This window comes from Companilactobacillus sp. FL22-1 (genome assembly GCF_043951805.1).
GTDB lineage: Bacteria > Bacillota > Bacilli > Lactobacillales > Lactobacillaceae > Companilactobacillus.
The window spans coordinates 77,469-90,824 of record NZ_JBINJY010000002.1 but is presented as its reverse complement, the minus strand read 5'-3'; the positions used below and the strand labels follow the sequence as shown (position 1 = coordinate 90,824).

The window sequence follows — 13,356 nt, the reverse complement described above, 5'->3', positions numbered from 1 at the left end:
AAAAAGGCTGGTAAATTTACCAGCCTTTACCCTTCTACAAAATTAGATAAAATCCCATTAACAAAGGACTTAGAGTCCTTGTCGCCAAAGTCGCCAGCAATTTCGATAGCTTCGTCAATTGCGACTTTCTTTGGTACTTCTAAACTGTTTTCCATTTCAAATAGACCGACACGCAAAATTGCTCGATCAATTCGAGACAAACGTTGCACCGTCCATTTATTCTTCAAATATTTGGCGATTTGTGAATCGAGTTCTGCTTGGTGTTCTACGGCACCAGAAACTAAGAATGTCAAATAATCAGGGACTGTCTCGTCATTTAAATCACATAATTGCATGGTAGATGCGATTGCAAGTTCGGGAGTCTCCTGAGTCGTTTCAATGGAAAATAGTGATTGAACTGCTAGTTCTCTGATCTTATGTCTACTTATCACTAGTATTATTCCTTTTCGTCTGTTGTTACACGGTCTATTTCGCCAGTTTCTCTTTTTGCGATCAAACCGACAACATGCACATTAATTTCACTTAAATCTAAATCGGTCATGAATTCAAGTTGTTCAATGGCTGATTTTTGGATCTCCAAGGACACCTTTGGAATCGATACGCCGTATTCAAGATATACATATACATCGGCCGATATTTTATCTTCATCAAATGAAACATCAACACCCTTACCATGGTTGATCCGTCCAAAGAGTGAATCTATCCGACTTGAAATAGTTCCACGCATTTCATAGACGCCATCGACTTGGTTGGTTGCAATTCCCAAGAGGATCTCAATAACTTGATGTGATATTTCAACATTACCGTTTATTTTTCCACTATCTTGTTGTAGAGAAACATATTTTTGTTCAGCCATAAACTTATCTCCATAATCAGTTATTAATTAGCACGTGAAATGTAAGTACCATCTTGTGTATTAACAGTTAACATGTCGCCTTCGTTAACGAAGAAAGGTACTTGCACAACTAATCCTGTTTCCATTGTAGCTGGTTTTGAACCACCTGATTGTGTATCACCTTTGATTGAAGCTTCAGTTTCGACAACTTTAAGATCAACTGTGTTAGGTACATCAACCCCAAGTGTTTCACCGTTGTACATCATAATATTAACTTCCATGTTTTCCTTCAAGTATTTCAATTCATCTTGAATTTGTTCTGCAGGAATAGTTAATTGTTCGTAAGTTGTAGTATCCATGAAGACGTGGTTTTCACCATCGGCATATAGATATTGCATCTTTTTATTTTCAATGTTGGCTTTTTCAACCTTAGCAGTTGATCTGAAAGTCATTTCTTGAACAGCACCGGTTCTCAAGTTCTTTAACTTTGAACGAACAAAGGCGCTACCTTTACCTGGCTTAACATGTTGAAATTCAATAACACGCCAAATCCCATCTTTTACTTCAATTGTTAAACCATTTTTAAAATCATTTACTGAAATAGCCATTTTTTTCTCCCTTGATTAATTCACTGTTTTTGCCAATTAAAAAACACTATACATTATCTTACCAATATTTACTGGTTAATGGCAATAACTCAACCTTATTATATAAAAAAAAGAGGAACATTGTCCTCTTTTTTATCAATATTTTAGTATACTGAAACTTTTCTCTTGTCTTTGCCAAGTCTTTCGAACTTAACAACGCCATCTGTAAGAGCGAACAATGTATCGTCGCCACCACGTCCAACGTTTGTACCTGGGTGAATCTTTGTACCACGTTGTCTGTAAATAATTGAACCAGCTTTGATAGCTTGGCCATCAGCACGTTTTGCACCTAATCTACGACCTGCAGAGTTACGGCCGTTACTTGTTGATCCACCACCCTTATGGTGAGAGAAAAATTGTAAATTCATCTTAAGCATGAAGTTTACCTCCTAATCAAGATCTATCTTATTTTTTTGTACTTGAACTTCAATGTTTTTGGAATAACTATTTTCAATATCTTTAAGAATCCAAAATAGATTATCCAATAACAAGGCAGTATCATGTGATATCGCTTTGTCAAATTGGCATCCGAGATGCCCACCGTTTACTTCATCCATGACAACTTGAGGTTTAACCTCAGTCAGTTTTTCCAGATTATTGATTGTTCCAATTGTCACCGCCGATACTGCGGCACAAACTAAATCTTGACCATAAGGGCCCGAATCAGCATGTCCTTTAATTAAAAAGGAATCAATCTTCTGATCTGAATTCTGGTGAAAACTTGCTTTAATCATGATTAAGCCTTGATACTGTCGATAAGTACCTTTGTATATGGTTGACGGTGACCAGTCTTTGTATGTGAATGCTTCTTAGGTTTGTACTTGTAAGTAACAACTTTCTTTTCCTTACCTTGTTTTTCAACCTTACCAGAAACACTAGCGCCTGAAACTACAGGGCTACCAATCTTAATGTTGTCGCCGTCAGAAACTAAGATTACATCATCAAATGTAACTGCGTCCCCTTCTTTGACATCAAGCTTTTCAACATAAATTGAAGCATTTTCTTCAACTTTATATTGCTTACCACCAGTTTTAATAATTGCGTACATAAGCGTACACTCCCTTCTAAGACTCGCCAATCAGGTGCACTAAGCTTAAACCCGATTTTGAGCGGTTGTAGATGCAATAGTGATTGCAACTTATAAAATATAGCAAATTTTACTTGCTTTTTCAACTCTTCTTAGGACTTTTTTTGCTGAAAAACCGACTCTTTGGCCAGGAGCAATAACTTAACCCTAGAAAACCTAACAAACTGATCAATAATGAAACGATTCCAACTACATTATAGCCTGACTGAATCTCAATAATATTCTTGTTCGGTTGCGTCTTTAAACTGATTGTCTGACGAGCTGACTTGAAAACTTTCACCGCCTCATTATTGAGCTGAACGTTAAAGGCGTCATAATTTTGGATTGGCAAGTCCAGAATAGAAGTCCCGGTATCGTAATATTGAAGCCAATAATTATTAGGCTTAGTATGGTATGAAACTTTCACCGGTTCATGGTCTACTAAAACAATATTACGGCCATTAGCCGCTTGATCATGGTAATTCACAATGAACTTTTGATAATCAAAATTCTGGGCCGCTGTTAAATTAGTCTGAGGGTGAATTTGAGCTGCTTGATTGATCGTCAAGAAAATCATCGCACCGATTGTTACGACCATGAGAATTAATTTGATCAAACTTGGAAATTCTTGGAAAACCAAAATAACTATCCGACATATTAAAATTATGAGAAATAATTCCAAAATAATTTGTGCTGAAAAAATCAATCGAGAGTAATCTAAATCAAACTTCGGCAACTTGATCAGTGAAATCACAGTTAGGGGGATCATTTCTAAGATCATTATCTTATAACTGAAACGGCTCTTAAGGAAAGTCACGATAACGACTAATAGTAGCAAAAAAGCTATTCCTATCAACAAATACACTTGTACTGCTGGTAAATTAAGCCGTTGGAACCACTGTTGATAATCGATATTTTTAATCGGCGTCTGTACTAGGGGCCTAGACAGTTGAACTTGCAGCATGGGTCCCACAAATCCGACTGAAATTAAGACTGACATCCCTAAAACGATCAAAGAATTCAACGCCAATTTTCGCCAATATTTCCAGCTGTGAGTCGATTTTTTAAATAGTACTAGGAAGTATATGGGTAGTATGGTTAAAACGACCACAATCGCCATATAAGGTGCTGTCAAGAAAGTTAATCCACAACCCCAAGTCAATGTTTGCCAACGCTGATTCTTAAAAAACAAATTTACTCCGTAATAAACCATCGGTAGAAAAATCAAGACCAGATAGTTCTCAATCCGCTGCTGATGAAAGATCAAATTGAAACGGCCAATTGAAAAAGTATAAAAAACAGCAAAGAATAGAGCCTCAAACGTGTTATTGGCAAATTTGTTCATATAAAAATATGCACTCAATAATGTCAAAAAAGTTATCAGCCCAAAATAGACGATAAAACCAAAATAAGTGTCCAGACTGACCAATAACCACCCTGGCAGCAAACTCAGCCAAGGACTGAATAAATTGATCTGTGAACCCGAATGATTCCAATAGTCAAAATTTATCGGTGAAGTGAAGACGTTACCCAAACTTTTCAAATGGACGAGATTAAAAATCGTTGTCTGGCTGAAATCGATATGTTGTAAAAAAATAATGCTATAAAAAATACTCAACCCTAAAAATAAAAGACCTAAAATAATATTTTTCCCAGAAAGCTTTGGCATGGGTAACTCCTTTAAAATCAAAACTATGATTTCATTATACTAAAAAAGGACTGCGTAGATTAATTCTCACACAATCCTATGACGAAATATTCAATTTTTTATCTACGCTAAGGTAGTTATAACTAATCTTCCTAAGATCAGAAAGAAGAAAATCGTTGCGATGACATATTTGCCCCGTGGCAAATTCCAGTTTTTGATAATTCTGGTAATCAACGCTAAGGCAACGATTAAACTAATACCGATCAAAATCCCCATTAAATTACTAATAATTGCCTGTTGTGTTAAAAAGGCTGCAACAACATCAACTAGAATGAAAGCAATTGTAATAATAAACGAAAACTTTCTTCTCAAATCTCCACCTCTAAAATTCCAGCACAATAATACGCTTAAACTTTATACACTCCGACGAGTATTGTAAATGTTAATTATCGGCTTTGCAAGAGAGGATTTATATTAAATAATTAAGTTCACTGTTATATAGGCATTTATTTTTTTATAATTTATAAGATTGCCAAGGTAACCCTTCCGGAATACGATGATCGATAACCGAAACGCTCTTTAAATCGTCAGCATCACTCTCTAAAACTAATCGGTCCTGATCAAAGAGTGGCCATTCATACTTGATTGCTTCGGAATATGGTTTACCAGTGTTAATAAATTCTAACAATAATTCCAACAGATATTCACGATTCTTACGATAGTCAATATTCAGTTGAGCTTCTGGCAAATTCAGGTACTTAATTAAGCCGCCGTGATGACCTTCGAAAACACTTTCGGAATTGCAGTAAACTTCAGCCGCTGGTTGTGAGGCCAAAAGATCTGCTAAGCGTCTTGCTGGTAAACGATACATGGCTGTACCAAGCATTTGTACGAAGTCATTCTTGGAAAAAGTCTCTGGCAGAAGTTGCTTTTTTAAGACCTCGGCATTTTTACCAAACAAATCTGGGATTATTTCCTCTTCCAAATGATTGATACCAAACTTCTTATAATCACCCAACTCATTAGTTCCAGCTGAAATAATTGTCTTAAAATGTGTCCGCGACAGACGTTGCAATAACTTATCAGACCAATCTTGACTGATCAAATCATCATCTATCACAGGACCAAACCAATTAGTTGCTGTATGATCAGCGACGAGTTTACTTTGGACTAGTTGCAGACCATCATCGGTCAGATTGAAAAGATCCTTGCTAGTCTTGATTTTATTAGTCTGACATATCCGTTCGATCACTTTTTGGGCCGTCTTTAAATCACGGATCGTCTGTACTCCTCCGGAAAAGAGCATGATCTTTTGAATCCGATCAAGCATCGGCGAATTAGATGCCATTAACGCTGAAATCGACTTAGCACCAGCGGACAAGCCAGCTAAGGAAACATTATTGACATCTCCCCCAAAACTTTGGGCATTGTCTAAGACCCACTGGATGGCTAATAACTGATCAGATAAACCGACGTTAGTATCCCCACCATCGATTACCCCCCAACCAAAAAGGCCTAAACGATAATTAGGAGTTACGTGGACGACGGGCTGTTGATCTAGCCAAGTCATTTGCGGCTGATAGTTGCCACCCCGTAAGAAGCCGCCGCCATAGAGTTCGATCACAATTGGGAACTTACCGTCGACATCAGGGGTACTGATATTTAAGTTTAAACAGTTCTCGCCAAAACGGACTTGATTATTTTGCTCAAGCGCCTCATCTTGCATGGGCTGAATACCATGATGAACTGCATAATGCATTTTATTGACTTCATTTGATCCAAATTTAGCCATCGAGAATTCTTCAGCACGTTTAAAACGGCGTCCGTATCCAAACGGAATTCCTAAGAAATCCAGATGATGGCCGCTCATAATGCCATGAAATGTCCCAGTAGTTGTTTTTATTATCTTCTTCATTTAAAATAAACCCCCAATGAACAAAATATCAATTTAGATAATATTTTAAACTAATGATATGAATGCACAAGATTTTTATGTAAACATTTTTACAAGAATTTTATATAAATTTATTCATAATTTTCCTTGTTTACTAAAATGACATTGTATATAATTTCAGAGATATGTTTTTTAAGGGAGAGAAATATATGGTATTAACAGATGCACAAAAACGTGCTAACGAAAAATGGCACAAAAATCACCGCGAACGCGCTAATTATATTGCCATGCGTTCTTCAGCAAGAAGTTTTATCCGTAAAAAGTCAACTTTAGATGATCTGAAAGAATTACAAAAGATCATTGATAACCGACGCAAGGAACTGATTCAACCCTAAAATAATTTTATTATGCCAAAAGTAATATTTTTGTAACAATTGTAATAATTCTGTTATAATAAGAACTGAGGTAAGGGGTGGAAGCCTTACCTAATAGGTGTTCTGTCCAGATTCTGATGACATTAAAAGCTGCTGTTATTTCGGAGATGAAGATTATGAAAATAGTAGAATTTATCAAATCGTTAATAAAGGCCGAAAAAACCAACACTTCCACAAAAGATAGAGAAATTTTGGCTGAACTTGAAGGCGAAAATAAAGCCTTTATTTCTAGCAAATGATGTCATTTTAGTAAATTATTATTAGGGATGGTTCACTTATTTAAAAGTGAACCTTTTTTCTTGCACAAATTATCTTTTTTGGATTGACAGCCTGCAACACCTTTCACTATAATAATACAAGTGATGTCACAGTGGCTCAGTTGGATAGAGCAACGGTCTTCTAAACCGTAGGTCGTGAGTTCGAATCTCACCTGTGACACTAAAATATGAATAAGTCGATAATTACTGATAAGTCAGTCGTTATCGGCTTTTTTGTTGGGAAAATCGTTTCAAAAAAAATATTAATTAATTTCAATTTTCTCGTTGCAACTTTAAGTACTTTTCTCTATAATAGTACGAGTGATGTCACAGTGGCTCAGTTGGATAGAGCAACGGTCTTCTAAACCGTAGGTCGTGAGTTCGAATCTCACCTGTGACATTTTTTTATTGCCTTAGAATCACTATTAGCTCATGATTATTGATAAATCAACGATCGTGGGCTTTTTTTGTACTTAATTCTTGTTTCTTTAGCTCACCTAATACTATAAAATAAAAAGCCAATTCCACAAAAGGAATTGACTCTTATTAATTATTATTGTTGAGGATAAAAACGCAACTCTCGTTGCAAATTCAATATAACATCTCTTAAGCCAGAAATCTATTTTTAACGACAGTTGTAAAAAAACTGTATTCTAAATTACATTCCTGTTAAAAAATGATAATTGACTATACTATGCAACCATCTTCAACAATTTATTCATAGCTTCTTCAATTGACTTACCGCATGCAGAAACCCGTTTGTTTTTCTTATCATATACGGTAAACAATTGACGTTTCGTGTCTAAAGTAACTTTATATCTCATATTGCTTACCTCCAATTAATTATGATTCTTAATCATACTCGGATTATAAATAAAATCAAGGAAAATACCCAAACTTTTTTATTTTCGTATCATGATATAGTTCGTAAACTTTTTATTTGTTTCCCAATGAAGTCAACTAATTTATTGTAAGAAACAAGGCAAATACATTAGTTAGTTGAGACTAATTTCTAAATGTTCTGACTTGTAAATCAGACTTCTTTAACGAAGCATAAAAATATCCCTATTTTCATATTTTTAAAGGATGCAATAATAAAAATATTATTATATTTAGAACTAACTAATTTTTCAGCCGATTGTTCGCATTTTGGGCAAAAAAAAACTACTCCTGAAGAGTAGTCTAACTTTTAAAAGAATAATTCTTTACAAGCATTGGAAATAGCAATCTTCACATGCTCGTAGGTCAATCCGCCTTGAATGTAGATGATATATGGAGCCCGCATTGGTCCATCACAAGAAAATTCGATACTTGCACCTGATACAAACGTCCCTGCGGCCATAATAACTTGGTCCTCATATCCCGACATAGCACTAGGAACAGGGGAAACATTTGAATCAATTGGTGAGAATTTTTGAACAACTCGTGCGAATTGTACCATCTTGTCGGGATCGCCAAATTCAATCGTTTGAATCAAATCTGTACGATCATCATTCCACTTAGGCGATACGTTCAATCCCAATTTTTCAAAGATGGCTGCTTCAAAAATTGCTCCCTTGATGGCATTTCCAGTCACTCTAGGTGCTAGGAAGAATCCTTGGAACATTTCAGCCTGACGATCGATTGTAGCCCCTTCTGAGGCTCCGATACCAGGTGCGGTCAGACGATAACTTGCTAATTCAACTAATTCTTTTTTGCCGACGATATAGCCACCGACTTTAGCCAAGCCACCACCAGCATTCTTAATCAAAGAACCGGCCATTAAGTCTGCGCCGACGTCAGTTGGTTCGATTTCCTCGGAAAATTCACCATAACAATTATCGACAAAAACGGTTGCCTTCGAGACGGTTCTGATCTGCTTAATGATCTCTGCAATCTCTTTAACAGTCAAACTCTTACGTGTCGAATAACCACGTGATCTTTGGATGGCAATCACTTTTGGCTTTTGTTCAGTTATCTTTTGTTTCATCAACTCATAATCGACCTTATCGCCAGCCATTTTTACAAAATCAAATCCAATTTGATAGTCGATCAATGAGCCTTTTTTATTGCCAGCAGTCCCGATGACTTCTTGCATCGTATCGTAAGGTTCACCGGTCACATACAAGAGATTGTCTCCCGGACGCAAAAGTCCAAACAAGGCTGTAGCCAAGGTATGTGTTCCGGAAACAAATTGTGGCCGAACTAAAGCAGCTTCAGTATGAAAGACATCAGCATAAACAGCTTCTAGTTGATCACGGCCACGATCATCGTCACCATAACCAGTTGTCCCTAGTAGACTCGACTCATCGATACTTTCCTTGCGAAAAGCTGCCAGGACTTTGTTTTGATTGTCCAAGACTTGCTCATCGATTTGGGCCAATTTAGGTGCAATTTGCGCATCGACGTCTGCAATCACTTGTTTTAATTTATCTGGAAATTCTGCATTCCATTTAGACATTTTTTCCCTCCATGAAATCTCGTATTTTCCCCTCAATTACCGTTTGATAATCTGGTTCATCACTAATATTATACCAATCTACCGACATTTGATTACGGAAATATGTCAACTGACGTTTGGCAAAGTGTCGAGAATTCTTCTTCAGTTCCGTTAAACAGCTCTCTAAATCAGATTCTTTTGCAAAGTAAGGAAACAACTCTTTATAGCCGATTCCATTCTTAGCTTGTAAAAAGCTATCCCGGTGCTGATAAACATATCGTGCTTCTTCCAAAAGTCCCAGCTCCACCATCTTATCTACCCTAGAATCGATCCTTTGGTAGAGTTTCTGGCGATCGTCTGTCAAACCAACCAAATAAAAGTCAGCCCAAGTATGTCCATTCTCTTGGTCAACGATAGAACGACCAGTGGTCAATTTCACTTCAATTGCCCGGATCAAACGTCTGGAATTATCAATATCAATTTGTTCATAAGCTCTTTTATCTGTACCTTTTAAAATTGCTTGAAGTTTTTCAATTTCTCCGGCTTGTTCCAGTGCCATCAATTTTTGACGAATATTCTGGTCAATTTTTTCATCACCACCGAGGTTTAGATTATTGATCAACGAACTCAAATAAAAACCAGTTCCCCCAACTACTAATGGTAATTTCTGTTCCGCTGAAAGTTGAGTAATGATACTCCGAGCTTTCGTTTGAAAATCTTTTACGGTATAGCGTTGAGAGGGATCGCAGATATCGACCAAATGATGTGGGACCGCCTGCAATTCTGCTGGAGAATCCTTAGCTGTGCCAATATCTAAATGACGATAAATCTGCATGGAATCTCCAGAAATGATTTCCCCTTGAAATTTTTGGGCTAATTTTAAACCCAGGGCACTCTTACCTACGGCGGTGGGTCCTACAATTGCAACAACTTTTATCAAAAAATTACCTCTCTTAGACAGTCTTTTATAGATATTTTAATCGAAATAAGCCATAATGAGAATTAAAGACAGGAGGAATATTATTATGGCAAAAAAACAAAAACATTTTCGTTTTGTTAAAGGGTTCCTTGTTGGTTCACTAACAACTGCTACCGCAGTTTATGGTGCATTGCATGCTTTTCAAAAAAAGGTCATTGAACCTGAAAACGATGAAAACGAAAGAATCGAATCCAACCGCAGACGTGCTAACCGTAAGAGTCTACAAGCACATCAAGGCTAATCCACTTAACTATTATATATAATAAAAAATGCTGTGTCAGAATAATCTCTGCACAGCATTTTTTTAAATTTTAGTAGTCTTCTTAGTCTTACCTTCCCAGTCGTTGAAACGGTCAGACAACCACTTAACGTCAGTAAAGCCCCACTTCTTTTGTAACTTAAGAGCTGCACGAACGCACATATTTTTATTGTCACTATATAAGTAAACCGGAAGATCTGGTCTCAATTCACCCTCATTGTACTTTAATTGTGAATATGGCAAATTTCTGGCACCTAAAATATGTTTAGCGTCAAAGGCATTTTTCTCTCTTAAATCAACAATTTGAGCTTTGCGCATCGATTCCTCAAATGTCTTTTGGTCGAGTGCTCCACCCATACTACGGCCTTTAAGCATGTAATATAGCCAAGAACCGACCCAATAGATTAAAAATCCGATTACAATAACATACAAAACTGCATTTAAAACTTGCATCAACAAAACCCCTAATCAACTTTAATCAATGAAGCAGCACCGATAACTCCGGCACCATTACCTAAACTAGCCAACTTCAACTCAGTTGTATCTCTGATTGTTGGGAATAAGTTAGTACGAAGCGCCTTTTCAACCTTAGCACGTAGGAATTCACCAGCAGCAGAAACTCCACCACCAATGACGATGTACTTAGGATTCAAAGTATTAGCGATGTTTCCAAGCACAAATCCAAGTGATTCGCAAACATAATCGGCAACCATCAAAGCTAAATCATCATTTTCTTTAGCTAGATCGAAAACATCTTTAGCGGAGATATCTTGACCATCATCAAGCATGGCCTTCAATTGTGAGTTGCCAGCGTATTCTGAAGCACGGTCTCTAGCCACACGAACGATACCAGTAGCTGAAGCGATTGTTTCCAAACAGCCTCTCTTACCACAAGTACATAAGAAACCATTAGGATCAACGGTAACGTGACCGATTTCACCTGCAGCACCATTAGCACCTTGAACTAATTTTCCATTAGTGATGATACCACCACCAACACCAGTTCCAAGTGTTACAAAGACAACGTCATTTGCGTTGTTACCAGCACCTTGCCATCTTTCGCCAAGTGCAGCAACGTTAGCATCGTTTTCGATTACAACTGGTAAGCCAGTACCCTTTTGAATATCACGCACTGGATAAACTTCATTAGTCCAGTTAAGGTTAAAAGCACCTTTGATTGTTCCTTTTTGGTGGTCAATTGTACCAGGTGAACCTAGTCCAATACCGTCAAATTGGTCTGGAGTCATGTCATACATCTTGATATGGTGATTGATTGAATCAATGATATCAGGAATGATCAATTGTCCATCAGATAGAATATTGGTTTCAATACTCCATTTTTGTTGAATCTCACCTTTATCAGTAAGAATAGCAAATTTAATTGTTGTACCACCAAGGTCAACACCGATTAACTTTTTCTCTGTCACTTTGATCTGTCCTTTTCTTCTTCTTTTTTCTCTTCTTTTCTGTGTTCCCGTTTTAAGACCATTTGAACACGAATAAAAGTCTGTTTATCAATTAATCCGCCTTCGTACAAGCGCTTTACTTCACTCGACATCAGCTCGATGTCCCAAATCCTTTTACCAACATGGACAAAAGTTCCAAAGCGTTTCAAAAGCTGCTGGACATCATAGAGAGTTCTAAAGCTCATATTATCCAATAAACATCATACCCTTTGCATACATAAGATAAGAAACAACTATAGTTATCACTATGACTAAAATTCGATAGATCATCTTCGGACGATTACTATTTGGCAAACCACAGGCATAGCCCAAAAGAATCCCTCCTAATGCGCCACCGAGATGACCCCAGATATTAATCCCAGATATGGTTAGATCCATGATCAAATTGATAACGATCAATCCTAAAAAGCTTTTACCCAGTTCATATAAGAAACGATTTTCTCGATAAATCAAGGCCAAAGACAAAAATACCCCAAACATCCCAAACAAGGAAGTACTTGCCCCAGCGGAGATAGCATTATCAGCTCCAAAAGCAAAACTGGCTAAGTTACCGATAATCCCGCTCACCATGTAGATCACAAGAAAGCGCCAATGACCAACGACTGGTTCTAGGATTCGACCGACATAGAATAGTGTAAACCCATTCATCAGAATATGGAAGATACCAATATGTAAAAATATTGGTGCAATCAGTCGCCACCACTGACCATCTCTAATCAAAACGTTGGCTTCTGCTCCCAAATAGATCAAGGTCTGGGTATTTTGTGAACCGCCACTAAAAGTCTCAACCAGATAAACGAAAACCGTTAAGATCAATAATGACCAAGCCATATACGAGCTTTTAAATTCATCGAGCCTATTCATTTGGTTCACCTGTAGAGACTAAAACCTCATCAATTTGCTTGTCTAGCACATAGATGGGCCAAAGTGTCTCTTGATAGAATTGCTTGGATAGAGCTAAGGAAATTGTCTTCGTTGGATACTTAGCTAGGTAGCGATCAAAATAGCCGGCTCCAAACCCTAAGCGATCATTATTTTTCGAATATGCCAAACCAGGAACGATCAAGAGATCCGGTGGGTCCATGATGTTGTTTTCATAATCCTTCGGTTCTCTAATCCCAAAATTTGATTCAACCAATTCCGTGTCCTTGGTATATTTGACGAAAGTCATCGAATAATCATCGAATGTTTTAGGAATATATACATCTTTTCCCATTTCAAAACATTGATTAATGATTGGAAATGTTGGTATTTCGTTATTCATACTCAAAGTAATCCCAATACTTGGAGTATTTTGGAAATCCAAATTATCAAATAATTGTCGATAGAGATCGTTGATCTCTTTTTGTGCTTTATCAGATTTCATAAAGTCACTGACGAGATCGATTTGTTGCTTTCTAAAACTGACCTTATCCAACTGATCACTCCCTTAGTAAAAAAAACAACAGGGGT

General features: G+C 37.0%; 20 protein-coding genes, 2 tRNA genes and 1 other annotated feature. Of the genes, 5 read left to right on the top strand and 17 right to left on the bottom strand.

What is annotated here, in order from left to right; translation table 11 throughout:
- Nucleotides 1-26 precede the first annotated feature (26 nt).
- The 9 genes from nusB to ACG72T_RS01925 form a co-directional block, all read right to left on the bottom strand.
- A complete protein-coding gene (nusB, locus tag ACG72T_RS01965) occupies nt 27-431 on the bottom strand; it encodes a transcription antitermination factor NusB (RefSeq protein WP_395264288.1) in 405 nt (134 codons plus the stop codon).
- Nucleotides 432-436: 5 nt separating this feature from the next.
- The gene (locus ACG72T_RS01960; RefSeq protein WP_395264287.1) at nt 437-856 is read right to left on the bottom strand and encodes an Asp23/Gls24 family envelope stress response protein; all 420 of its coding nucleotides are present in this window, start codon (nt 854-856) and stop codon (nt 437-439) included.
- A 23-nt stretch (nt 857-879) separates the two neighbouring features.
- Nucleotides 880-1,443: an elongation factor P gene (efp, locus tag ACG72T_RS01955; RefSeq protein WP_395264286.1), complete on the bottom strand. Its 564-nt coding sequence runs from the start codon at nt 1,441-1,443 to the stop codon at nt 880-882.
- 143 nt (nt 1,444-1,586) lie between these two features.
- Nucleotides 1,587-1,859: a 50S ribosomal protein L27 gene (rpmA, locus tag ACG72T_RS01950; protein ID WP_395264285.1), complete on the bottom strand. Its 273-nt coding sequence runs from the start codon at nt 1,857-1,859 to the stop codon at nt 1,587-1,589.
- 12 nt (nt 1,860-1,871) lie between these two features.
- Nucleotides 1,872-2,216, bottom strand: coding sequence for a ribosomal-processing cysteine protease Prp (locus tag ACG72T_RS01945; RefSeq protein WP_395264283.1), 345 nt, complete (start codon nt 2,214-2,216; stop codon nt 1,872-1,874).
- Nucleotides 2,217-2,218: 2 nt separating this feature from the next.
- Nucleotides 2,219-2,530, bottom strand: a complete 312-nt coding sequence (rplU, locus tag ACG72T_RS01940; protein WP_395264281.1) for a 50S ribosomal protein L21 — start codon at nt 2,528-2,530, stop codon at nt 2,219-2,221.
- A 9-nt stretch (nt 2,531-2,539) separates the two neighbouring features.
- Nucleotides 2,540-2,607: a sequence feature (ribosomal protein L21 leader region), on the bottom strand.
- A gap of 44 nt (nt 2,608-2,651) precedes the next feature.
- The gene (locus ACG72T_RS01935) at nt 2,652-4,217 is read right to left on the bottom strand and encodes a hypothetical protein (protein WP_395264279.1); all 1,566 of its coding nucleotides are present in this window, start codon (nt 4,215-4,217) and stop codon (nt 2,652-2,654) included.
- A 102-nt stretch (nt 4,218-4,319) separates the two neighbouring features.
- The gene (locus tag ACG72T_RS01930; protein WP_395264277.1) at nt 4,320-4,568 is read right to left on the bottom strand and encodes a hypothetical protein; all 249 of its coding nucleotides are present in this window, start codon (nt 4,566-4,568) and stop codon (nt 4,320-4,322) included.
- A gap of 142 nt (nt 4,569-4,710) precedes the next feature.
- Nucleotides 4,711-6,111, bottom strand: coding sequence for a carboxylesterase family protein (locus tag ACG72T_RS01925; protein ID WP_395264275.1), 1,401 nt, complete (start codon nt 6,109-6,111; stop codon nt 4,711-4,713).
- A 188-nt stretch (nt 6,112-6,299) separates the two neighbouring features.
- Here ACG72T_RS01925 and ACG72T_RS01920 point away from each other — a divergent pair, with 188 nt between their 5' ends.
- The 4 genes from ACG72T_RS01920 (at nt 6,300) to ACG72T_RS01905 (ending at nt 7,181) form a co-directional block, all read left to right on the top strand.
- Nucleotides 6,300-6,485, top strand: a complete 186-nt coding sequence (locus ACG72T_RS01920) for a hypothetical protein (RefSeq protein ID WP_395264273.1) — start codon at nt 6,300-6,302, stop codon at nt 6,483-6,485.
- A 155-nt stretch (nt 6,486-6,640) separates the two neighbouring features.
- Nucleotides 6,641-6,763, top strand: coding sequence for a hypothetical protein (locus tag ACG72T_RS01915; protein ID WP_395264271.1), 123 nt, complete (start codon nt 6,641-6,643; stop codon nt 6,761-6,763).
- A 125-nt stretch (nt 6,764-6,888) separates the two neighbouring features.
- Nucleotides 6,889-6,962 (top strand) — tRNA-Arg (locus ACG72T_RS01910).
- A gap of 145 nt (nt 6,963-7,107) precedes the next feature.
- Nucleotides 7,108-7,181: transfer RNA gene (locus tag ACG72T_RS01905), tRNA-Arg, on the top strand.
- Between the two features lie 292 nt (nt 7,182-7,473).
- Here ACG72T_RS01905 and ACG72T_RS01900 read toward each other — a convergent pair.
- From ACG72T_RS01900 to miaA, 3 genes are all read right to left on the bottom strand, one after another.
- Nucleotides 7,474-7,605: a hypothetical protein gene (locus ACG72T_RS01900; RefSeq protein WP_395264269.1), complete on the bottom strand. Its 132-nt coding sequence runs from the start codon at nt 7,603-7,605 to the stop codon at nt 7,474-7,476.
- A gap of 365 nt (nt 7,606-7,970) precedes the next feature.
- Nucleotides 7,971-9,221, bottom strand: coding sequence for an aminotransferase class I/II-fold pyridoxal phosphate-dependent enzyme (locus tag ACG72T_RS01895; protein ID WP_395264267.1), 1,251 nt, complete (start codon nt 9,219-9,221; stop codon nt 7,971-7,973).
- A complete protein-coding gene (gene miaA / locus ACG72T_RS01890) occupies nt 9,214-10,140 on the bottom strand; it encodes a tRNA (adenosine(37)-N6)-dimethylallyltransferase MiaA (protein WP_395264265.1) in 927 nt (308 codons plus the stop codon). The genes ACG72T_RS01895 and miaA overlap by 8 nt, the downstream gene beginning before the upstream one ends.
- Before the next feature lie 85 nt (nt 10,141-10,225).
- On the opposite strand from miaA, the gene ACG72T_RS01885 reads away from it, so the two are divergent.
- Entirely contained in the window at nt 10,226-10,420 is a 195-nt protein-coding gene (locus ACG72T_RS01885) for a DUF3042 family protein (RefSeq protein ID WP_395264263.1), read from the top strand.
- 63 nt (nt 10,421-10,483) lie between these two features.
- On the opposite strand, the gene ACG72T_RS01880 is transcribed toward ACG72T_RS01885, so the two are convergent.
- From ACG72T_RS01880 to ACG72T_RS01860, 5 genes are read right to left on the bottom strand one after another with little or no spacing between them, the layout of a single operon-like run.
- Entirely contained in the window at nt 10,484-10,891 is a 408-nt protein-coding gene (locus ACG72T_RS01880) for a rhodanese-like domain-containing protein (protein ID WP_395264262.1), read from the bottom strand.
- 11 nt (nt 10,892-10,902) lie between these two features.
- Complete coding sequence (locus ACG72T_RS01875) at nt 10,903-11,865, bottom strand: ROK family glucokinase (protein WP_395264260.1); 963 nt, start codon at nt 11,863-11,865, stop codon at nt 10,903-10,905.
- Nucleotides 11,862-12,089: a YqgQ family protein gene (locus ACG72T_RS01870; RefSeq protein ID WP_395264258.1), complete on the bottom strand. Its 228-nt coding sequence runs from the start codon at nt 12,087-12,089 to the stop codon at nt 11,862-11,864. Before ACG72T_RS01870 ends, ACG72T_RS01875 begins: the two co-directional genes overlap by 4 nt.
- Nucleotide 12,090: 1 nt before the next feature.
- Nucleotides 12,091-12,768 (bottom strand): rhomboid family intramembrane serine protease, encoded by a 678-nt coding sequence (locus ACG72T_RS01865; protein WP_395264256.1) that lies wholly within the window; start codon nt 12,766-12,768, stop codon nt 12,091-12,093.
- Complete coding sequence (locus ACG72T_RS01860; protein ID WP_395264254.1) at nt 12,761-13,321, bottom strand: 5-formyltetrahydrofolate cyclo-ligase; 561 nt, start codon at nt 13,319-13,321, stop codon at nt 12,761-12,763. Before ACG72T_RS01860 ends, ACG72T_RS01865 begins: the two co-directional genes overlap by 8 nt.
- Nucleotides 13,322-13,356: the final 35 nt, after the last annotated feature.

Excerpts from the sequence above, each read along its gene's own strand:
- ACG72T_RS01865 (WP_395264256.1), bottom strand. The coding sequence starts at position 12,768 with ATGAATAGGCTCGATGAATTTAAAAGCTCGTATATGGCTTGGTCATTA.
- ACG72T_RS01945 (WP_395264283.1), bottom strand. The coding sequence starts at position 2,216 with ATGATTAAAGCAAGTTTTCACCAGAATTCAGATCAGAAGATTGATTCC.
- ACG72T_RS01880 (WP_395264262.1), bottom strand. The coding sequence starts at position 10,891 with ATGCAAGTTTTAAATGCAGTTTTGTATGTTATTGTAATCGGATTTTTA.
- rplU (WP_395264281.1), bottom strand. The coding sequence starts at position 2,530 with ATGTACGCAATTATTAAAACTGGTGGTAAGCAATATAAAGTTGAAGAA.
- ACG72T_RS01960 (WP_395264287.1), bottom strand. The coding sequence starts at position 856 with ATGGCTGAACAAAAATATGTTTCTCTACAACAAGATAGTGGAAAAATA.
- efp (WP_395264286.1), bottom strand. The coding sequence starts at position 1,443 with ATGGCTATTTCAGTAAATGATTTTAAAAATGGTTTAACAATTGAAGTA.
- ACG72T_RS01920 (WP_395264273.1), top strand. The coding sequence starts at position 6,300 with ATGGTATTAACAGATGCACAAAAACGTGCTAACGAAAAATGGCACAAA.
- ACG72T_RS01935 (WP_395264279.1), bottom strand. The coding sequence starts at position 4,217 with ATGCCAAAGCTTTCTGGGAAAAATATTATTTTAGGTCTTTTATTTTTA.
- ACG72T_RS01885 (WP_395264263.1), top strand. The coding sequence starts at position 10,226 with ATGGCAAAAAAACAAAAACATTTTCGTTTTGTTAAAGGGTTCCTTGTT.
- ACG72T_RS01870 (WP_395264258.1), bottom strand. The coding sequence starts at position 12,089 with ATGAGCTTTAGAACTCTCTATGATGTCCAGCAGCTTTTGAAACGCTTT.
- rpmA (WP_395264285.1), bottom strand. The coding sequence starts at position 1,859 with ATGCTTAAGATGAATTTACAATTTTTCTCTCACCATAAGGGTGGTGGA.
- ACG72T_RS01900 (WP_395264269.1), bottom strand. The coding sequence starts at position 7,605 with ATGAGATATAAAGTTACTTTAGACACGAAACGTCAATTGTTTACCGTA.
- ACG72T_RS01895 (WP_395264267.1), bottom strand. The coding sequence starts at position 9,221 with ATGTCTAAATGGAATGCAGAATTTCCAGATAAATTAAAACAAGTGATT.
- ACG72T_RS01915 (WP_395264271.1), top strand. The coding sequence starts at position 6,641 with ATGAAAATAGTAGAATTTATCAAATCGTTAATAAAGGCCGAAAAAACC.
- ACG72T_RS01925 (WP_395264275.1), bottom strand. The coding sequence starts at position 6,111 with ATGAAGAAGATAATAAAAACAACTACTGGGACATTTCATGGCATTATG.